We start from the raw sequence: 22442 nt of genomic DNA on the forward strand, positions 1-22442 counted from the left end.
ACTTATATCCAATACAATAGCAATATGATACCAGGAATTTCTACATCAACCCGTCAACGTATTAATGAATATAAAGAGTTAAAATAATCTTATTGTTTAACCAAGTAATACTATCATGAAACAAAAAAATGGAAAGATGAAGGGTAGATTACTCCTACTTTTAGCACTACTTCTTATGGTGCCTATTGGAGTATCTGCTCAGACAATTACAGTGAAAGGTACTGTAACCGACTCACAAGGGGAACCTATCATTGGTGCCACTGTTACAGAGAAAGGTAATACAACAAATGGTACCATTACCGATTTGGATGGTCGTTTCTCTTTAAGTGTAACCAAAGGAAAGAAATTGGCCATCTCCTATATTGGTATGGAAAACCAAGAAGTAGATGCTGTTGCCGGCCAAGAACTGACAATTGTCTTGAAGGATGATGCTCAGGCACTTGACGAAGTCGTTGTTCTTGGTTATAGTAGTAGAGCAAGAAGAGATCTGACGGGTTCTGTTGGTTCCATTTCGGGTGCCAAATTGGCTGCTGTTCCTGTAACGTCGGCCGCTGTTGCTTTGCAAGGTAAAATCGCTGGTGTACAGGTAACTTCTGTCGATGGTGCGCCAGGTGCAGATATCAACATTCGCGTACGCGGAGGTACATCAGTAACACAAAGCAATGAACCGCTTTATATTGTCGATGGTTTTCAAGTGGATAATATTAATGACATTCCTCCTACAGATATCGCTTCAATTGACGTATTGAAAGATGCTTCTATCACTGCAATCTATGGTGCTAAAGGGGGGAATGGGGTAGTTGTTGTAACGACCAAGGCTGCTCAAGCAGGTAAAATTCAGGTAAGTTTCAATGCAAATCTTTCTACAAGCAGACTATATAAAAAGTTGGATTTAATGAATTCTGCACAATTTGCACGCTATCAATATGAATGGTCTGCCTGTGACGGTAACCGTTCTAGCAATGCAAAATTCTTCCGTGCAAACTTTGGTAATCCAAATGACCTTGACATGTACAACAAATTGCCTACCCATGATTGGCAAGACGAAGTAATGGGTGAGCATCCGCTTAACTACTCTACTAATGTTACTGTTGGTGGTGGTACTGAAAAAATGCGTTTCAACGTTTCTCTTACTCAGAGTGAAGATCAAGGTATTATCATGGGATCAGGAGTACGTCGTACCAACCTGAATATTAAAACCGCCATTGACATTAGCGATAATCTGACATTGCAAATTAATCCTAAATTCTCGTATCGTCGTGATGAAGGTGCAGGTGGTGATAACATTGGAACTGGTGGTATTATTGATGTACTTCGCTATCGCCCTACCAATGGTTTGCGCGAATACGGATACATTGATCCCTCGTATGCCGACCCGGATGAAGAAGAGCTTTTCACATACACCAACCCAAAGAGTGACATCAAAATCAATCAACAGAACAGATATTCATACAACTACACCAATGCGTTTTCTTTAGATTGGAAACCTATAAAAGGTCTTACATTGCGTACAGAAGCTACCATCGGATTGATATGGAAAGACAAATATCGTTTCTGGGGTGCACTAACAGGTGAAGGTCTAAAAAATAACTCCTTGCCATTGGCAAAGATTGAAAAGGAGCAAAGATTCCAATACCTGTGGACAAATACAGCGAATTATGGTTTCAAATGGAAAGATGACCATGATTTCTCTATTCTTTTAGGACAGGAAATCCAACATAGTCAAACCAAAAAGAATGTTCAGGAAAGCCGCTACTTCCCACGTGCATTCGAAGCAGATCAAGCCTGGTCGAACATGGGATTCGGTACTCCAAAGGAGTCTTCCACTTCAGAAACTACACCCAACCGTATGGCTTCTTTCTTCGGACAATTAAGTTATAACTATAACCATAAGTATCTACTTTCTTTAACTATGCGTGCTGATGGTTCTACTAAATTCGCTCCGGGTAATCAATGGGGTTATTTCCCTTCTGTAGCTGGTGCATGGGTACTTTCAGAAGAAGGCTTCTTGAATGATGTTGAATGGATCGAACAATTGAAATTCCGTGCCGCTATTGGTATGGCTGGTAATAATGACATTGATGATGATATGTGGCGTTATTTATATGCAGTTAACTCAACTGGTGGACCAGGCTTTGGTGAGGCAACACAGTTTGGTGAACAATGGTACGGTAACTTGGGTGGTGATAAATTTGCCAACAAAAAAATTAAATGGGAAACCACATTGACCCGTAACCTCGCCTTTGATATTTCTCTTTTCAATGGCCGTATGACAATTACTCCGGAACTTTACTGGAATACCACGAAAGATTTGCTTTATAGATCGAATATTTCATCATCAGTAGGTTACGCAAGCCAAATGCAAAACATTGGCCAGGTAACTAATAGAGGTATTGAATTGAGTGTATCGGGTGATATTCTTAGAGGTAAAGACTATGTACTCTCTGCAAACTTCTCTGCAGGTATGAATAAAAGAAGGGTCGACAAACTGAATGGTACGGATGATATCCTTTGGTCTCAACACAAAGACTGGAGCTCAGCTTTTAATGACTATTGTTTGAAAGTAGGCGATGAGGTAGGTTTAATTTACGGCTTCGTGTATGACGGTATTTATTCAATGGATGATTTCTTTTTTGATCCAGCCAACAACTATCAGGCTATCCCATGGGGTTCTACAGCAGCCCAGAATGGTACTTCAAAAGATCAACCTAAAAGAGTTGATGAGAACGGTGTAGAACTTCCTGCAACTGTAATCAACAATGTTTCCGGAAGCTCAAATTCAGGTATTGCCACCCTTCCCGGTAAGGTTAAGTTCAAAGATATCAGTGGTCCTGAAGGAAGACCCGATGGTGTCATCGACGAACACGACCGTGTTGTTATAGGTAATACTAACCCTAAGTTCCAGGGAGGTTTCGGATTTAGTGGGCAATGGAAGGACTTCGATTTTGCAATGAACTTCAACTTTATGCTTGATTTCGATGTAAATAATGCCACAGCCTATCAACTCGCATCTTCAGAGAAGAATGATAAAAAGTTCTACAATGCTCTTGCTAAGTATGCCGATAAAGGATGGCGTTATACGCGCGATAGCGATGGAGAAACCCTGTATAAAGCTTATTTTCTTGACAACTCAGTGGATCTGTACCGCGAGTTGAACGAAGGCCGCACGCTTTGGAATCCGACAGACGTAACCACAAAGATTACCCATTCTTACTTCATTGAAGATGGCTCATTCCTGCGTTGTCAGGATGTGACAATCGGTTATACACTGCCTTCAAAACTAACAGCTAAATGGGGCATATCAAAGGCTCGTTTCTATGCATCGGCATCCAACTTGTTCATCATTACAGGATACTCCGGCTATGACCCTGAAGTCGATGTTCAGACAGGTTTAACTCCAGGTATGGACTACAACCGTTACCCACGTAGCCGTGGCTTTGTATTGGGAACTAATATCACATTCTAAAAAACTGAAAGAAAATGAAACTAAGAAATATACTATTAACAGGCTTGACCGTTATGACCTTGGCTTCGTGCAACGACTTTCTCGAAGTAGAGTCTCCGTCAAGTTATAGCGAAGACTTCGTATATAGTCAAAAAACGGAGATGAATCGTGCATTGAATGGCGTTTACGCTTCTATTTTGTCAGGTGATCTCTATGGCAATGCCTATCAGAGAACCTTTGTTCTAAATAGCGATGTTGACATGCAAGTGAGTAGTAACGGTTCGGAAACTCATAACAGCTACGCCCGTTTCGATTGTGATTCCCAAGGTGGTGAAATCGACAAATTCTGGAAAGCTGCCTATAATGCTATTGAGGTTGCCAATCGCTTCCTGTATGGCATGGCGAATAGCGAACTTTACGACGAGAACGATGATGAGATTATGCAAATGATAGGCGAGGCCAAATGTCTTCGTGCCATGGTATATCACGATCTGGTAGTAATGTTTGGCGATGTTCCTTTCACCTTTACAGCAGCTGCGCAATTAGGTAATGATTATGTGATTCCTGTTGCTAAACGCGAAGATATTCAGAATCAGTTGATTGAGGATTTAAAAGCCATTGCTTCGAAGATGAAGTCCTCCTCTAATACCACAGTAGAGCGCGCCTCTAGAGAATACGCCTGGTCGTTAATTGCGCGCATTGCTTTGGCTGCCGGTGGATATTCACTTCACCCGGAAGAAGGTAATTCTGAAAGCTACGGTGTAATGAAGCGTCTGCAAGATTACCAAAAATACTATCGTATCACAAAAGATTATGCCGACTCGGTGATCACACGCAGTGCACACACCTTGGGAAACTCTTATCAAGATGTGTTTGTCAAACAAAGTAATTTTGAAATCACAACCAACGGAGATCCTATTTTTGAAATTCCTTTCGCAAAAGAGTCTACTGGTAATACTGGGTATATCCAAGGCCCCACATCAACATCTAATCTTGGATTAACTTTGGGAAAGAACGTTTGGGGAGAATCAAGTGGTAATGCACGTTTAAATGCTTTCTATCGTTTCTTATTCGATGAAAAAGATAAGCGTCGTGACTTTATCAACGGACTTTGGTATTACGGTAATACTAAAGGTAGCGCTACGCAAGATTCTTGTTTAATTCGTGCCGATTATACCGTACATAATAACAAATGGTCTAAACTATGGGCCAATGCCGGACAATTCACCAACATGAGTGCAGGTTCCACAGGCATTAACTACCCATACATGCGTTTTACTGACGTGTTATTGATGCATGCCGAGGCAACCAATGAGCTAGAAGGCCCTACGGGTGCGGCACAAGAGTCGCTTCGTAAAGTTCGCGCGCGTGCATTCGATGATCAGGGCGCTGTTTCTGCATACATTGCTAAAGCATCTGCTTCAAAGGAAGACTTCCTAAAAGCTGTACTTGATGAGCGTAAGTGGGAGTTTGCTGGTGAGAATATGCGTTGGCGTGATCTTGTACGCAACAATCTTTATGGACAAGAATTGGTTTACAGTTTCCTTCGCTACCTAGCTGTCGCAATGAATAATGCAGGCGCCTATACAGGTTTCGAGGATGATATTATAGAGCACGACGGTAGTGACTATCTGGATAATTTACCTTTTGAAGTCTATTACCATGTTCTACCTCAAAACACAGAGTGGAATGTAGAACCAAGTAGTGTTTACGGCTATCCTTATCCGAATAAAACACTTGATATCCTATATGTTTATAATCCTTACAAAAATACATCTAAGCCTGCAAATGCAGCTGCTGGCATCGAAGGAAAAGCTTGGCAAACTGCAGAATTCTATCAGTGGCAAAAAGATGGTGTTGTGGATAACAGATGTAGATTCTCGTTTTATGGCTACATTCGTTACAACAATCAAAATGAGATTAAGCTAATGAAAAACAACTCTGAGATTTCACTTGGGCAGAGTATACCCGAAGCTAGCGCTTTGCCTCCTGTACGCTACATCTTACCTTATCCTAATGCCGCTATCCAGCGCTCGGCAGGTGCATATAAGAATTACTATGGTTACGACAAATAATTATAAAGAAAAGAACTGATTTATGAAAAAATATATATTATATACTCTGATGTTGCTATCAGGTTTTTCATTCAGCTCATGTAGCGATAATGATGATTCCTCCTCAACAGTATTAGACAGAGCGTTTATGACAATGTTCATCAAGGATGAAAACAGAGGAAAAGGCAGTGACTACCCTTACAACAGCAAGGCAGAGGGGCCTAACGGTAATGATATCCATCTCTATTGGTATGGTGTACATGATTGTGCCGGTTACCAGATTCGCCAAGCGCTTCAACCGAATGTATCGGGTGGAGCAGATGCATGGGGAACATCGGCTGAAAATGGACTTTTATTGTTAGATACAATCGTGGGACCAGATGTACTTGATCTGGTTATCAAAGATCAACAATACTCTACCGATTTTCGTTTTGCTATTCGTGTACTTTCAAAAAAGGATGATAATATAACTGATTTCTCGCACGCTTCCAAGTGGTATGGACATGGCGACGGCAGACAATGGGCAGAATATATGGGTATTGAAACGGCTGCTCGTTACGCTACACCGTTTTGTGTCTATGTGGATGCCTCGCAGACTACAGAAACAACGATGCGTGTGATGTTGAATCGTAGTTTTCAAACAGTCTCAGAAGGTGTCTCAGAAGATGATAAGGTTATATATCGAGAAAGATTCGAATTGGATGAAAATGATAATTTTGTCTACCAATGGTTGGAGGTTGAGGCTTCTCCTAATAATCCGGAATCGACTGTAGGTTCTCAATGGAGAAAATATAGATTAACTGATGATGATTTCAAAAAAGGTTATGTAGAGATTGACGGTCTTCAAAAGAACTCAGTTTACGTGATTAATGTACGTAATGAGCATGTAAAAATTAAATGGGATTCTTATTATAACATTTGTTCTGCCCGTTCGGATGGCGAACCGGGTGAACCGATTGTAATCACTCATGATTTGACTGCTCCAAACCGCGATTATTTCGATTCACAAGAAGCTTATCAAACTGCAATGGAACAGCATGAAGTTGCATTGAAGTATAATGCGAAGCGTATTGATTTCATATTGACCGATTTTATCTCTGATGTGACCCTTGCCGAAGGACAGACATATTATCTGGAAGGTGGAAAGACTTACTGTATGTTCAATAACCTGACTACTTGTAAGGGATTTGTTCTTCGCACACATCCGGATGATGTAGCCGAAGGGAAACGTGCTAAAATATTACTTGGTGGTATGCACATGACTGGTACTAATGTGAATACTATGAATCTGATGTTTGGCCGCCAGCCTCAAGCCGGTGAAGGTGGCGAAATTTATATGAAGATGCTTGAATTCTATGATATTGACTTCGATTGTCCGATGGCCTTCAATTATGGAGACCGGCAAGTAGATGGTAGTGGTAACTACTTCATTAACATGTACTCTAATGGGATGGCAGTACACCTGGAAAGTTTCGTCATTAAGAATTGTACGTTCAAACGTATGGTTCGTGGTTTCATTCGTGAACAAGGGTCAAATTACAAAATTTGGGATAAAGTGTTGATTGAGGACAACCAATTCTTCGATTGCGGCTTCTATAACAATGGGGCTGGAGGTTATCCATGGATAGCTGGTTCTGGTAAAAATACCAAAACGAATCTTTGGAAAGATTTTGTAGTTCGTAATAATACATTCTTTGATTGCCCATTCCCGTCATTCTTTAATCAAACAGCAGGAACTGATACAAAAAGTGAACCATGGAACATTACCTTCGAGAACAATACATTGGTCAACTGGAATGTACGCGGCACAGGGAACATCTTCAACATGCGTGGTTTACCCCACAACAGTACATTCAATGTTAAAAATAACTTGATTATTTTGACAGTACAGGACGGTGATTTCCGAGCAAGCCTGAATGAGAGTGGTACTTATAGAATGATGGCAATGGCCGGTTGCGATATCCGCAATACCGTGACTATGGATGACGGTACAGCTGGAAAGATTACATTGAATTTTGAAAACAACTACTCAACCAATGCATTCCTAACCAAAGGGCAGATATTCAGCACAAATGCCTGGAATGCTACCGGTAATCAATTTGGTAAGTTGGTAAACAATAATTCTGCTACACTGAACGGAACTTTAGAAGTAATTGCGGATAATATTTCACCTACCGAATTAATGGTGAGTCCTAATCCTCCACATAAAGCTAACAGTGGAACAGATAAAGATATGCACCGTGCCGACGCATTGGATGGTACTGGTGGTTCGCACGGAGTAGACCTTCATTATAATAAAACCGACAAGGTCTTTAATTCTCAGATTTACAAACTGGGTGTTGGCGACAAGCGTTGGAGATAATAAATAATAAAAGGTAAATTGATATAATGTCGTTAATGAGGTTGTGAAATTTTGTTAGACATTCTTTGCAAGAGAGAAGGGCGCCCCCGAAAGGGAGCGTCCTTCCATGCTTTTATACCACGCAGACTAATTTACCTATCTCTTTGGAATGCGATTTGACACAAGTTTAATACATCTATATTCCACATTAACAAAAGCGGGTCAAGCATAGAAGCAGGTTGGATTGTTAAGAAACTCACTATATATTTTGGTTCTTATTCACTTTCGGTGCAAGCTTAGGCGGTTTTTATGCACATTCTATAGGAATATCCTTCTACGGTAATGATTGACGAGATTTACCTTTAGGATATTGAATGCGTAAAAACAAATATCTAAAATTATCTGAAACAACTATGGATAAAGGGATTGTGCTGATTTACTTGCACCTAAATTGCCTAAGAACCTATATTTTTCAAAAAACAAGAAAAAGCCTCATTCATTTCATTCAAACCCTTTATTCATAGGGTATATAAGAATGGTACTTTGTATTTTTTCTGCTAGCACTCTAGTATCACTGCTAGCATCCAGCATCCTTGTGTTGAATATAAACCAGATAAACCCCTCCTCGATGATTCCTCTGGTTTCGATTGCCGGCTCATTCCGGATTCCCGACCTAGGTGGGAAGGCGTGCCCGACGTACATGGGGAAGAGTCGACCATCTAGGTGGGAAAAGTAATGTGAAACCAGCAATTGAAATTACTGCAAGTAGAACTTCAAATTCAATCAAGTTTCTACCCAATAGTCTGATGCTAGCAAGTGCTATATGAGTGCTAGCAAAAAAGGTGGTAAGTACCATTCTTATATACCCTATAAATAAAGGGTTTGAATGAAATGAATGAGACTTTTTCCTGTTTTCTTAAATTTCTATAGTGTAAATAAAGATCGGAGATCACGCCAAATATAAGCTTCCAGTTCAAATGAGTTCACTCCGATTAACTGAGTTTCTTTCGCATTTTCCATTACACACAAGATTTGCTCGTTATCAATCTTTTCGCTGTCACAACTTAGGAATGATGGCGTAATCATAATCAAAAAAATCCACTTGTCTCCATCGTTTAGTATTTATTTCATTGTTACTATTAGTATTATAACTGAAATCTTTAACTAAAAACACGACACCCCATGCAATATTCCCCAAACCCACGCATTTACTAATTAAACCGCATAACGTTCTTAACCACAAGAACATAACAAGAACTAAATATGAAAAACAACTTAAGAAACACCAGAACATTGATACTGCATTTATTCGCAGTAAGCTTTCTATTCACTAACGTTGCTTGCAGTAACGACGATGATTCGGCATCGATTGATTCGGATATTCAGATTCTAGTCAAAGAGATAATGGGAACAGAAACAAATACATTCTCCTTATTTTGTCGCACAGAGAACATATATCCTTGCGTTAACTACCCGATATTAACGACCCTAGACTTTAAAAGCAACTCCCTGAATATCAACTTTACAGGAGTACCAGAGGAAATCGGTATTTGTTTTACTGCAACTGGCCCCGCTACAACAGAGATAAACCTATCCGCGCTAGAAAACGGAAGTTATGAGATCATGTTGAATAATGGCAGTTTAAACAATTCAGGAACACTAACCATTACTGATACGAAAGTAGAACTTAACGTTAAAACCCCCAAAGGAATTAGAATCACTAATCCGACGCTACAAAGAGTACCGGCAAATACATATTGGGGATTAATTGGATATTCCTCTAAAGATAAGATTAGTAAAGTCAATGAATTCCTGAGTAAACTAGAGCAAGCCGGCGCCCTGTTTAATAAACAAACCCCAGGAGATTACAATCATTACGAAATAGATCAAAATGGTGAAATAAAGAATGACTACGGCTCAAATTTATCAGGATACCACTTTCATAATTGGTTTATATTCCAATACTCCGGCGATGAAGAAGCCTTGAAAGAAACCATAAAGACCTTGTTCAGTTCCAACAAAGACGACTTACATATACGCCTTAATACATATAAAGGCGAATATATATACAATTGGACTGACTTTCCTACATTCAGTCCATGGAATCAGTAGAGAATACTTTCCTTCATATCATTTAGTTCCCTTTTTAGCCTAAATATTACCCCGGTTCAACCCAGTATTTCATGATATTTGTGATGATTAGACATAATAACATGTAAAAACCGCAAATATCATGAAATCACTGCATCTATTCGTTTCCCTATTATTGTTGTTCGCAGGACAACAATTGACAGCCACGAACGACCCCATCGCCTTTCCCGGCGCCGAAGGCTTCGGCCGATACACCACCGGCGGACGTGGAGGTAAAGTCTACCATGTCACCACCCTCAAAGACGGCATGGAAGAAGGAACCCTGCGCCACGCCATTGCCCAGAAAGGACCGCGCACCATCGTCTTCAACGTAGCCGGAACCATCTTTCTCGACAAGAGATTGCCCATCAGCAACGGCGACCTCACCATCGCCGGACAAACAGCACCCGGACAAGGCATCTGCATTGCCCGGCACCCCGTAACGATCAATGCCAGTAACGTCATTATCCGCTATGTCCGCTTCCGCGTGGGTAACGAAGGAGGCGGAGAACCGGATGGATTGGGCGGATCGGATAATAAGAACATCATCGTTGATCACTGCTCCATCAGTTGGTCCGTCGACGAAGCCTGTAGCATCTACGGCAATGAAAACACCACCGTTCAGTGGTGCCTCATCTCCGAAAGTCTCCGCATGGCAGGACACGGTAAAGGCTCACACGGATACGGCGGTATTGTCGGTGGACACAAGGCTTCCTTCCACCATAACCTGATGGCACATCACGAAAGTCGCACACCCCGCTTTGGACCACGCCCCAGAACACAAGACCGCGAACTGGTCGATATGCGAAACAACGTCATCTACAACTGGGCAGGACACGGCTGCTATGGCGGCGAAGGCATGCATGTCAACATTGTAAACAACTACTATAAACCCGGACCGGCAACACCTACCGACAGTCCCGTTGGCTATCGCATCGCCGCGATAAATATCCGTACCAAAGCGTATATAGGCAACTCCCAAACCTGGGCAAAGATGCTACACGTCTGGGGAAGGTTCTATGTAGACGGAAACGTGATCGAAGGAAACCCCGAAGTCACCAAAGACAACTGGACGAAGGGCATGTACGAACAAATAGACAACTCCAAAAACGACAATACATTTACAGATCAGGTTAAAAAGGAAATGCGCCTGAGCACCCCATTAGAAACCGATGTCATTACCACACACACAGCCCAACAAGCATACGAACTAGTATTAGCCCATGCCGGCTGTTCTAAGGAACGGGATATCATTGACACACGTATCATCGAAGAAACCCGGAACGGAACAGCAACCTATACCGGTAGTGTTTCCAAAGATGCCAATCGTCTGCCGGGATTGATCGACCTACCCAGCGATGTTAAGCCCCAAGGAGCAGCAAGTCCATGGCCGGAGTTAAGCAACGGCAATGTAAAAGCAGATGATATAAAAGATTCCGATGGCGATGGCATGCCGGATGTTTGGGAAATAGCACACAAACTCAATCCGAACGATGCTTCGGACGGTGCTGCAACATCGTTAAACAAAGAAGGATACACCAATCTGGAAGTCTATTTGAATAGCCTTGTAAGCAAACAAAAATAATACAGCACAGCCAGGGACTATCTAAAAAGAGCTTTACTCTAAAAATCCATCACCCCGCCCTTTGGGCACCCCTCCTCAAAGAGGCGGGGAGTTCCATGCGGCACCGACTCTCCTCCTTTTTGAGGAGGAGTACCCGAAGGGGGAGGTGGTGGAAAGGACTTTTAAGACACCCCCAATGCCACATGGAAATTTGACTTCGGCACCATGCCGCCGCCGTGCGCCAGAAACTTGCAATATTGAACACAAACCCTCTCCCAACCCACCCCCTGGCGTAATATTCCAAGTTTTTTCTTTATTCCTATTAGTTTATAGAGAGCGTGCAAGCCTATATTTGCACTGTTGTCGACACACAGATTTCTACATCTCTTAAAACTAATACAATGAATGAATTAATCCAAAGAAAGCCTCAACCGGCAAATGGGTCAATCAAAAGGAGCATCCCCAGGAAACTCTTCGACCTTCACAGGAAAATGACAATCATTTTTTTCCTCATGTGTTTCACCACCTATCCATTCCATTCGGCTAAAGCCAACGCATCCCTAACCGAAGCGAACCAACAAACCCAAAACCTGAAAGGTAAAGTAGTAGACACAACAGGCGAACCCCTGCCAGGTGCCACCGTACAACTAAAGACCAGCACCAAGGGAGTAATCACCGACGTTAACGGTTATTTCGAATTTACCGGAATGAAAGCAGGCGACATGCTTGTCATTTCATATATCGGCATGGAAACCCTGGAAATCAAATACCAGGGAGAACCCCAGCTGAATATCACCCTAAAAGACAAAGCCGATGAACTCGATGAAGTAACCGTAGTTGCTTTCGCTAAACAAAAGAAAGAAAGCGTAGTGGCCTCCATCACCACCATCAAACCATCCGAGTTGAAAGTACCCAGCAGCAACCTGACCACCGCCCTGGCCGGGCGCGTAGCCGGATTAATCTCCTTTCAACAAAGCGGCGAACCGGGACGAGACAACGCCAGCTTCTTTATTCGCGGAATCACCACCTTTGGTGCAGACGCAAAAAAAGATCCACTTATCCTGATCGATGGTATTGAACTAGGCACCGACGACTTGGCACGGTTGAACACCGACGACATCTCCTCTTTCTCTATCATGAAAGACGCCACCGCCACCGCCCTTTACGGAGCACGCGGCGCAAACGGCGTCATACTGGTAAACACCAAAGAAGGACGCGAAGGTAAAGTATCCGTCAACGCCCGCGTAGAGAATACCATAGCCAGGCCAACAGAGAAAACCAAAATTGCCGACCCAGTTACGTATATGCGAATGCAGAACGAAGCCATCAAAACACGCGACCCTCTGGGACTTGCCATGTACTCCGAAGAGAAGATCGCTATGACTGCCGCCGGAAGATACCCCAACATCTTCCCCGCCATCAATTGGTACGACACCATGCTGAAAGATGTCACCATGAACCAACGCGCAAACGTCAGCATTAGTGGTGGTGGAAAACTGGTACGCTACTATGTAGCCGCAAACGTTTCGCGCGACAATGGCAACATCCGGGTCGACAAACGTAATAATTACAACAATAATATCGAACTCATCAAGTATTCCTTCCGTTCCAATATCAACCTCGACCTAACCAAAACAACAGAACTGTTCCTGAAGATCAGCGCTTCGTTCGACGATTATAACGGACCAATCGACGGAGGTACGGAAGTCTACCGCATGACCATGCAAGCCAATCCGGTTCTGTTCCAACCCTATTACGCACCCGACCAGCAATACTCCAACGTGCGCCATATCCTATACGGAAACTATGGCACCGGAATGTATGTAAACCCTTACGCACAGGTGCAAAGAGGCTATAAAGAATACAGCAAAAACACCATCCTTGCCCAGTTGGGATTCAAACAGAACCTCGACATGATCACCAAAGGACTATCCGCTCGTGCCCTGGTAAACATTGACCGATATGCAGAAACAGCAACCACACGTGCATGGGACCCTTACTTCTATGGAATATCCAGCTACAATCTGGGCGATGGAAGTTATAAACTCAAAAGGCTGAGAACCGGTAGCGACGGGCTTAACTATAACCGCGACCCGATGCACATCAATACCGCCTTCTATCTGGAGAGTGCATTGGAATACTCTCGCGTATTCGACACAAAGCATCATGTCAATGCGTTGTTTGTTTACACCATGCGCGAAGCAACCAAAGCCAATCCGGATATCAACACCCTACAACTTTCCCTGCCCAACCGCAACATTGGCTTTGCCGGACGTATGGCATATAACTATGACAATCGTTACATGGCCGAGGCCAACTTCGGTTATAACGGTTCCGAACGCTTTGCCAAGAACAACCGCTGGGGGTTCTTCCCTTCCGTCGGCTTAGGTTGGATGCTGTCGAATGAAAAGTTCTTCAAACCCATGGAGAAACTCTTCAGTCAGTTCAAACTGAAAGCCACTTACGGTATGGCGGGCAACGACCAGATCGGGAACAATAACGACCGCTTCTACTATATGTCGGATGTTAAAAACGATGCCGACAACTCAGTGAACTGGGGCGAGCGCGTAAACTACAACCCCGGTGGAGGTTTCTACGTAAACCGATACGCAAACGACCAGATTGGTTGGGAAAAGTCCTATAAGCTGAATACAGGAATAGAGTTCAGCACCACTTTCGGGCTAAGCGCCAATATCGAATACTTCCACGAAAAACGCAAGAACATTCTCCTGTCCCGCACCATTCCGGCAACCACTGGTATCACCCAGGATGTGAAGGCCAACTTAGGTGAAGCAGAGGGAAGCGGCGTTGATATGGAACTCAATTATGAAAAGAGCATCAATAAAGATCTATGGATTACCGCACGGGGCACATTCACCTACGCAACCAGTAAAGTGTTGAAATGGGAAGAACCCGATTACAGTTCCACGCCATGGAAATCGGCCGTTGGAAGAACAATTGGCCGCCTATCGGGCTATGTCGCAGAACGTTTGTTTGTAGACGATGAAGAGGTTAGAAACTCTCCAACCCAATTCGGCGATTATGGTGCCGGCGACATCAAATACCGCGATATAAACAACGACGGAAAGATCAATGAACTGGACAAAGTGACACTTGGATTCCCCAACAATCCGGAAATCAACTACGGTTTTGGTTTCTCTATGGGTTACAAAGCGTTCGACGTTTCCTGTTTCTTCCAGGGATCGGCGCGCCAGTCGTTCATGCTCAACAGGACAGAGATCACGCCTTTCCATAACATACGTGGTGATGACCTGATTGGCCAGAATGCCATACTGCAAGCCATCGCCGATAACTATTGGTCGGAAAGTAATCCGAACCCATATGCCTTCTGGCCTCGTTTGCAAAACGGGCTGAATGAAAACAATAACCAAGACAGTACATGGTGGTTGCAAGATGCCGGCTTCCTACGACTTAAATCTGTTGAAGTAGGTTATACACTCCCTCAGAACCTGACCAAAAAAATGAGAATGAGCAACCTGCGCCTCTATGTAAGCGGAACAAACCTGGCTTGTTGGAGCAAATTCAAGTTATGGGACCCTGAGATGGCAGGCAATGGGCTGAATTATCCGATACAACAAGTATTCAACATCGGACTAAACATAGGATTTTAACCTTTAAAGTGTACGAAAATGAAATCAATTTATACATATATCACCACGCTTTGCATGGCACTTGTAGTTGTGTCTTGCGATTATCTCGACATCATGCCCGATGACGTAGTTACGGTCAACAGTATGTTTGCCGACCGGTACACTGCCGAAAGGTATCTGGCTACCTGCTACCGTGGACTTCCACGCCTGGCAGAAACAAACGGAAACCCGGCGCTCATCGGTTCCTTCGAAATGACATACAACAAAAGCACCGATATGCTCAATAATTCATGTATGAAATTAGCATTAGGCCAGAATAGTGCTTCTGCCAATGTGATTAATTATTGGCAGGGAACAGACGGATGTTATGCCAATATCCGTGTATGCAACGACTTCCTGGAAGGAATTGACGGAGTAACCGACCTTACAGCCAGTCAGCGCGAACGGATGAAAGCGGAAGTGAAGCTGGTCAAAGCCTATCTGCATTTCTACCTGATTCGCTTTTACGGCCCCATTTGTCCGATACGCGAGAACACATCCGTTAACGAGTCTACTCAAGGCGCCCGCGTACACCGTGAAAAGATAGACGATTGCTTTGCGTATGTACTCGAACTCATTCAAGAAGTGATCGACAGTGAGGCACTTCCATCCATCATCATCAACCGGGCAACTGAATTGGGACGTTTTACACATCCGGCTGCTCATATGCTCAAGGCAAGGGTATTACTATATTGGGCAAGTCCGCTATTCAATGGCAATACGGATTATAATGATTTTCTGGATCATAATAAGGAGCCTTTCTTTAACCAAACTCCCGATCCCGAAAGATGGAAACTAGCTGCCGAAGCTTGCGACAAAGCCATACTGGCCTGTGAAGAAGCCAACATTCGCTTGTTCCAGATGGGCGATTACAGTACAGGAAGTACACTCTCGGACGAGACTATGCAGGTAAACATGCTTAGAAGTTCCGTATCCGAACTATGGAATTGTGAGATTGTCTGGGCATGCACCCGTTCGCTGGTCGATGGTGGTTTCCAGAGTTCGAGTATACCACGTCTTGAGAACGGTACGGTAGCTTTAACTACCGGGACGATTAGTTTGCCCTTTAGTACGGTCAATCTTTTCTATACTAAAAATGGTCTGCCCATCGAACACGACCCGAGTTATTATACGGATGGTATGTATCTGCCTGTCAGGTATTCAACCAATAACGAAAGCTTTACAGCGCATTATGATTTCGATTACAATTTCCGTTATGTAATTGAGAACGAAACAACTGCCGGCATGAACTTCGACCGGGAACCTCGTTACTATGCATCGGTAGGTTTCGACCGTGGCGTATGGTATGGCAATGCATACAATGACCCAACCAATGACCAGGGAGATACACAAGCTGCTTACCGTTATCCGCGTAATCTCTTCGGCGAGTTTTCTTCCGTATGGAATGCCACCTGGTATAACGCTACCGGATTCTGGCCAAAGAAAATGGTTTCACTGAAATCAAGCTCTACGGGCAGCGACAATATCTCTTTCCATAACTTTGCCTTCCCCGATATGCGTTATGCCGATCTGTTGCTGATGGCTGCCGAAGCATGGAACGAGGTAGAAAGCAAGCCTACGGAAAAGGTGTACAACTACCTGGATCAGGTAAGGGAACGCGCCGGACTGAAAGGAATCCGCGAAACCTATTCACAATATGCAGATAACGCTTATAAAGGCTATCCTAATGATAAAACACGGATGCGCGAAATCATCCAACGGGAGCGCAAAGTGGAACTGGCTTGCGAGGGAATGTACCATTGGGACAGTCGCCGCTGGAAAACAGCCTCGAAAGAACAGAACAGGATTATACAAGGCTGGAACGTATTGCGTGGCGAAACGGCCGGAGATTATTATATCCCGACCAACCTTTTCAACCAGCAATTCACGCACCGTGATTATTTCGCACCGATACCCGATGATGATATCATAAAGAATCCACAGTTGGTTCAAAACCCTGGATGGTAGTGTATTAAGAGTCAATAATTGAAGAACTGAAAATGTAAGATTATGAAGAAAATATATCTGATTATAGTAACAAGTTTGTTCATGATGAGTTCCTGCGACGAAAAGAGGCTGGAACCCATCACCCCAAGCCTCGGCAAACCGGGAATTCCCACGGAGATAAACGTGGAAGTCGTTGCCGGGGGAGCGATTATCTCCTACCGCATTCCCGAAACCGAAGATATACTCGGAGTGAAAGCGGTATATCAGTTGGCAGATGGCAAAACACGCGAGGTCATGTCTTCCTTGTTCAATGACGAGGTAAAGATAGAGGGTTACGTTGATACGGCAGAAAAAAGAGTAACCCTGTATGCACTCAATCGCGCAATGACGCTGTCCGATCCGGTAGAGGTTAGCTTTACACCACTGGAAGCAGCCATCAGCAAGGCAAGAAAGAGCATGCAGATTGCCCCCGACTTTGGAGGAGCGCAATATACATGGAAAAACGAGGATAGGGCAAACCTTACGCTTGAGGTACTGACTACAGATTCTACGGGAGTGATGACAGCAATGAAAGTCTTAACTACCGGAACCGTGGATGGAAAATATAGTCTGCGGGGTTATGATACCGATTCCCGTTGGTTCGCCGCCATCTTCCGCGATAATTTCGGGAATGCCACAGACACCATTTATCCCGTCAACCCCAATGGCGAGAAGATGCAACTGGTTCCGATATACGAACAAAAGATAGACAAGAAACAAATCCGTTTCCTATTTCTTAATAATGACGCCAGCTTCGGATACTTTGACGGAAGCGAGGACAACATGATCGACGATAATACGGAGACATTCGGCCACAGCCCCAATGGATCTATGCCGGCAGCCTTTAGTCTTGACCTGGGAAGCAGAGTCAAACTGAGCCGGGTAGTTATACATCAGCGGAATAATTATCCTTACGGGTGGGGTAACCCTAAAACATTCGAGATATACGAGTGCACAAGCAGTCCCGAGAAGAACGGCGACTGGAATCAATGGAATCATATTCTGGATTGCGAAGTCATTAAACCATCCGGTCTACCCATCGGCAACGATTCCGAAGAAGACAAAGAAGCGCTAGAGAACGGTCATGACTTTACCTTCGATCTGGAACAGGAGCCTATACAGTATATACGTTTCCGGTTCACTTCGGTATGGACGAGTTCGACTTTCTGTCACCCGGCAGAGATTACTTTCTACGGAGATCCGAATTACAATAAATAACGAACAAAAACAAGAGTCAAATGAAAAAGATCATTCAAATAGGGTGCTGGTTACTGTGTGCTTGTGCATTTATGGCATGCGATGACCTGATGGATACCCACAAGGAATTTATTGAGGGCGGGGAAATCATCTACGCGCCCAAACCGGACACCATTTTCTTCGTTGCCGGAAAGAACCGGATCGAAGCGAATTACATTATTTCCAAAGCGCCGAACGTTAATTCGATCAATATATATTGGAATGGGAGCCAGGATTCATTGGTTACGACAGTCAACCTTTCAACCGCCGCAACGGCAGGTAAGATCGTATTGAACAACCTGGAGGAGAAGGCATATACCTTCACCGTGCAACTGGAAGATAAATACGGGCACCGGTCACTAAAGACTACCGGATTCGGCACTTCTTATGGCGAGAACTACCAGAACAGTCTGCTGGGGCGACGAATCAACCAGATGGAGAGCAACAGCGAAGGTGGTGTGGTGAAGTGGGACATTGCGCAGGAAGGTTTGGTGTACAATGAAATCAGGTACAAGGATAAACAGGGTAACACTAAAGAAGTGAGAATGGAAGCAGGCGAGCGAGACATCTTTTGTCCGGCAGCTGCAAGCGGAAGCACAATTGATTATCGCTCGGCCTACATTCCGGAAGAAGCAAGCATTGATACTTTCTTTACGGCCTGGCAAAACTCGGCCGAGGTGGGTATGAATTTCCCGCATGTTTACGAGTATGCCGACGTAGACCGGGGCAACTGGGAAGTGCTTTACTATGACAACAGTGATCCGGACGAGGGAAGTGTACAGAATATGTTCGATAATGACGAAGGGTCTTACTGGCATTCCAATTATCATGATGCTACACGGTTTCCATACACGTTCGTTATTGATATGAAAGCAAATTACTGGATAGGCAGAATGGGGGCCGCATCACGGCAGAATACGCATTACTCCAAAGGAATAACCTACTACATCACTGAAGATGCCAATTATGCTAATGATCCGAATAGCAATAACTGGATATATCTGGGCGACCTTGATCTCCGTCAGGAAAATGGTTGGCAATGGAGCACCATATCCGAAGAAACTGCCGGGAAGGAGTTGCGCGGCAGGTATCTGAAAGTGGTATTTACCAGCGGGCATAACGGTGAACACCTCGGAGCGATAGCGGAACTTGGGGTGCAACGTATTTCATCGATAGATGGTGTAATGGCGACAAACCACGGCCAGTACCCCCCCACAGTTAATCATTAACTCAGTTTTCAATACGTATTATAAAAACATTACCATGAAAAAGATTTGTCTTCTCTGTGTGGCATTCATCGCCACCCTAACCGCCAAAGCCTGGGACTACGATATCCTGATCTCGACCCGGAACACTTCCCTTCTGTTCTCCGCCAATCAAGGCGAAGAACTACGATTCAGCTATTACGGCGATAAAATAACCCCGGCACAGATCGGTCAGGTACACGATGCCTGGATTGGAATGAATCGTCCGGCATACCCCGCTTTCGGAATGGACTGTACCCGCTCGCATGCCCTGCAAGTCGTTCACCCCGACGGGAACATGACCCTCGACCTTGTAGTGGATCATATAGAAGAAAGAGATACGGAAAATGCCACGCTTACCATCATTACACTGAAGGATAAAGTCTACCCTTTCTTTGTAAAGATGAACTACAATGCCTATAAAAACTCCGATATCATCGAGCTTTGGACAGAGATCTTGCATACGGAGAAGAAAGCGGTTACGTTGCAGCGCTTCGATTCGGGTTGTCTTCCTATCCGGCGGGCAGATGTATGGGTATCTCACCTGTCCGGCAATTGGATATCGGAAACCTACGTCACTGCCGAGCCCTTGCAGCGAGGCATGAAGGTGATTAAGAACACAGACGGTGCCCGCAATGCACAAGGTGCTCATCCCGAGGTTATGCTTTCACTTGACGGGAAGCCACAGGAGAACGAAGGCCGTGTGATTGGCGCAGCACTCTGCTGGAGCGGCAATTACAAAATACGTATCGACACGGAAGACCACCACTCGCATACGCTTTTTGCCGGTATTAATGAAGAGGCATCCGAGTATAAGCTCGAACCGAAAACCACCTTTACTACTCCTAAACTGGCTATTACGTATAGCGAAGAAGGACTAAGCGGTGCAAGCCGGAACTTCCACCGCTGGGCGCGTAACGGACAGATTCACGGGGGAGATAAGCAGCGCGACATCCTCCTGAACAGTTGGGAAGGCGTTTATCTGGATGTTAACGAGCAGGAGATGGAGAACATGATGCGCGAAATCGCGGCTATGGGAGGCGAACTTTTTGTTATGGACGACGGTTGGTTTGGCGACAAGTATCCGCGCGATCACGACAACTCATCGCTGGGCGATTGGGTAGTCAACAAGCGGAAGCTCCCGCATGGTGTGGAAGGATTGATTGCCACAGCCCGGAAGTACGGCATCAAGTTTGGCATCTGGATTGAACCGGAAAGCACCAATACCCGCAGTGAACTGTACGAGAAACACCCCGACTGGGTGATCCGTGTTCCTAACCGCGAACCACGCTACGGACGCGGCGGCACGCAGATCTTGCTCGACCTTTCCAACCCTAAGGTACAGGACTTCGTATTTGGAGTGGTAGACGACCTGATGACGAAATACCCCGGAATTGCCTACATGAAATGGGATGCCAACCTTCCGCTCTTCAATTACGGTTCTTCTTATCTGCCCAAAGACAAGCAATCGCACCTGTATGTTGAATACCACAAAGGATTGGAGAAAACCCTCCAACGCATCCGCGCAAAATATCCCGATCTGGTTATGCAGGCCTGCGGTGGCGGCGGCGGACGTACAAGCTATGGGGTGATGCCCGCCTTTGAAGAGTTTTGGTTGAGCGATAACACCGATGCCATGCAACGCATCTATATGCAGTGGGGAACATCGTACTTCTACCCGTCCATCGCGATGGCGCAACACGTAAGCGCAGCGCCTAATCATCAGACGGGAAAGAGCATTCCCATCAAGTTCCGCTTCGATGTGGCCATGACCGGCCGCCTGGGTATGGAAATACAACCCAAAGATATGAATGAAAAGGAAAAAGCATTCGCAAAGAAAGCCATTGCTACGTATAAAGACATCCGGCCTGTGATTCAGTTCGGAGATCTGTACCGGTTGGTTTCTCCTTTCGACAAGAAAGAGGTGGCATCGCTTATGTATTGCACACCCGAGAAAGATTGTGCAGTGTTCTTTGCCTATAAGCTGGATCATTATGCCAATCAGGTCATTGCCCCGTTCCGCATGGCAGGGCTTGACGCAACGAAGTATTACCGCCTTCGCGAGATCAACGTCCCCGATGGGGAAAAGCCTTGCCATCTCGATGGAAAGGTGGTTTCGGGCAAACTGTTGATGACCGTGGGACTAGATATTCCGCTGCATAAAGAGTATGCGAGCCGGGTGTTTGAATTGAATGTAGTAAACTAACCCTTCTCCCTCTTCTCGTACTTAATTTCGGCCAGTACGCGACGCATTTCCGGATCTGCCTTGTAGCAAACACGCAGGGGCTTTACTTTGGCGGGTGTGCACTCTTCGGGAGTGTCGCACCCCTCACTGCTGGCCGACACGGTAAACAGCCCCAAACCGTTCAGGTTCACCGTATCTCCCATAGCCAGATGCTTCCGCGTAAGGCGGGCTACAACGCTTATGGCGGCAATCACATCTTCCGGCGTCAACGAACCACGCACGGAGGCTTCGTCGGCGATATACTTCAAATCAATCACACCCGAGCTAACGGGAACACCATAATACTGCACCTTTTCTTCTTCTCCTAGTACACTTTTCTTTGTACGCACCACGTATTTTGCCATATGCTACCACGTTTTTTTAGTTTAGTAACTTTCTCTTACTCTTTGAGATGTACATCTCAATAGGTTTTAGATGTACATCTAAATAGGCTTGACATGTACATCTCAAGACACAAATGCTACTACAAAGATAGAAAAATAAAGCTGGGAAACAAGAAGTTTGCCGGGCGGAATAGGAAAAGCCGGCGGTGGAATAAGAAAACCAA

The 22442-nt window shown here is 44.6% G+C and carries 11 protein-coding genes; 10 read left to right on the plus strand and 1 reads right to left on the minus strand.

The window, feature by feature from the left end; all coding sequences use genetic code 11:
* The first annotated feature begins 136 nt into the window (after positions 1-136).
* From D0T87_RS00200 to D0T87_RS00245, 10 genes are all read left to right on the plus strand, one after another.
* The gene (locus D0T87_RS00200; protein WP_370526801.1) at positions 137-3466 is read left to right on the plus strand and encodes a SusC/RagA family TonB-linked outer membrane protein; all 3330 of its coding nucleotides are present in this window, start codon (positions 137-139) and stop codon (positions 3464-3466) included.
* Between the two features lie 14 nt (positions 3467-3480).
* Positions 3481-5520 carry a RagB/SusD family nutrient uptake outer membrane protein gene (locus D0T87_RS00205; RefSeq protein ID WP_163171661.1) on the plus strand — a complete coding sequence of 680 codons (2040 nt, stop codon included), beginning with the start codon at positions 3481-3483 and terminating at the stop codon, positions 5518-5520.
* 22 nt (positions 5521-5542) lie between these two features.
* Entirely contained in the window at positions 5543-7861 is a 2319-nt protein-coding gene (locus tag D0T87_RS00210) for a hypothetical protein (RefSeq protein ID WP_163171663.1), read from the plus strand.
* Between the two features lie 1242 nt (positions 7862-9103).
* Entirely contained in the window at positions 9104-9952 is an 849-nt protein-coding gene (locus D0T87_RS00215) for a hypothetical protein (protein WP_163171665.1), read from the plus strand.
* 121 nt (positions 9953-10073) lie between these two features.
* Positions 10074-11555, plus strand: a complete 1482-nt coding sequence (locus D0T87_RS00220; protein ID WP_239063404.1) for a pectate lyase — start codon at positions 10074-10076, stop codon at positions 11553-11555.
* Positions 11556-12025: 470 nt separating this feature from the next.
* Positions 12026-15166, plus strand: a complete 3141-nt coding sequence (locus D0T87_RS00225; protein WP_203558580.1) for a TonB-dependent receptor — start codon at positions 12026-12028, stop codon at positions 15164-15166.
* An 18-nt stretch (positions 15167-15184) separates the two neighbouring features.
* Positions 15185-17152, plus strand: coding sequence for a RagB/SusD family nutrient uptake outer membrane protein (locus D0T87_RS00230; RefSeq protein WP_163171669.1), 1968 nt, complete (start codon positions 15185-15187; stop codon positions 17150-17152).
* Positions 17153-17194: 42 nt separating this feature from the next.
* The gene (locus tag D0T87_RS00235; protein ID WP_163171671.1) at positions 17195-18388 is read left to right on the plus strand and encodes a DUF5000 domain-containing lipoprotein; all 1194 of its coding nucleotides are present in this window, start codon (positions 17195-17197) and stop codon (positions 18386-18388) included.
* 20 nt (positions 18389-18408) lie between these two features.
* On the plus strand, positions 18409-19635 hold the full coding sequence (locus D0T87_RS00240) for a DUF4998 domain-containing protein (RefSeq protein WP_163171673.1): 1227 nt from the start codon (positions 18409-18411) through the stop codon (positions 19633-19635).
* 34 nt (positions 19636-19669) lie between these two features.
* On the plus strand, positions 19670-21856 hold the full coding sequence (locus D0T87_RS00245) for an alpha-galactosidase (protein WP_163171675.1): 2187 nt from the start codon (positions 19670-19672) through the stop codon (positions 21854-21856).
* Here the strand turns inward: D0T87_RS00245 and D0T87_RS00250 are convergent.
* Positions 21853-22239 carry an HU family DNA-binding protein gene (locus D0T87_RS00250; RefSeq protein WP_163171677.1) on the minus strand — a complete coding sequence of 129 codons (387 nt, stop codon included), beginning with the start codon at positions 22237-22239 and terminating at the stop codon, positions 21853-21855. The two genes, D0T87_RS00245 and D0T87_RS00250, sit on opposite strands and share 4 nt — an antisense overlap.
* Between the last annotated feature and the right edge of the window lie 203 nt (positions 22240-22442).

It is taken from the genome of Bacteroides sp. 51, from assembly GCF_010500965.1.
Taxonomy (GTDB): domain Bacteria; phylum Bacteroidota; class Bacteroidia; order Bacteroidales; family Bacteroidaceae; genus Bacteroides.

Excerpts from the sequence above, each read along its gene's own strand:
- D0T87_RS00200 (WP_370526801.1), top strand. The coding sequence starts at position 137 with ATGAAGGGTAGATTACTCCTACTTTTAGCACTACTTCTTATGGTGCCT.
- D0T87_RS00205 (WP_163171661.1), top strand. The coding sequence starts at position 3,481 with ATGAAACTAAGAAATATACTATTAACAGGCTTGACCGTTATGACCTTG.
- D0T87_RS00210 (WP_163171663.1), top strand. The coding sequence starts at position 5,543 with ATGAAAAAATATATATTATATACTCTGATGTTGCTATCAGGTTTTTCA.
- D0T87_RS00215 (WP_163171665.1), top strand. The coding sequence starts at position 9,104 with ATGAAAAACAACTTAAGAAACACCAGAACATTGATACTGCATTTATTC.
- D0T87_RS00220 (WP_239063404.1), top strand. The coding sequence starts at position 10,074 with ATGAAATCACTGCATCTATTCGTTTCCCTATTATTGTTGTTCGCAGGA.
- D0T87_RS00225 (WP_203558580.1), top strand. The coding sequence starts at position 12,026 with ATGACAATCATTTTTTTCCTCATGTGTTTCACCACCTATCCATTCCAT.
- D0T87_RS00230 (WP_163171669.1), top strand. The coding sequence starts at position 15,185 with ATGAAATCAATTTATACATATATCACCACGCTTTGCATGGCACTTGTA.
- D0T87_RS00235 (WP_163171671.1), top strand. The coding sequence starts at position 17,195 with ATGAAGAAAATATATCTGATTATAGTAACAAGTTTGTTCATGATGAGT.
- D0T87_RS00240 (WP_163171673.1), top strand. The coding sequence starts at position 18,409 with ATGAAAAAGATCATTCAAATAGGGTGCTGGTTACTGTGTGCTTGTGCA.
- D0T87_RS00245 (WP_163171675.1), top strand. The coding sequence starts at position 19,670 with ATGAAAAAGATTTGTCTTCTCTGTGTGGCATTCATCGCCACCCTAACC.
- D0T87_RS00250 (WP_163171677.1), bottom strand. The coding sequence starts at position 22,239 with ATGGCAAAATACGTGGTGCGTACAAAGAAAAGTGTACTAGGAGAAGAA.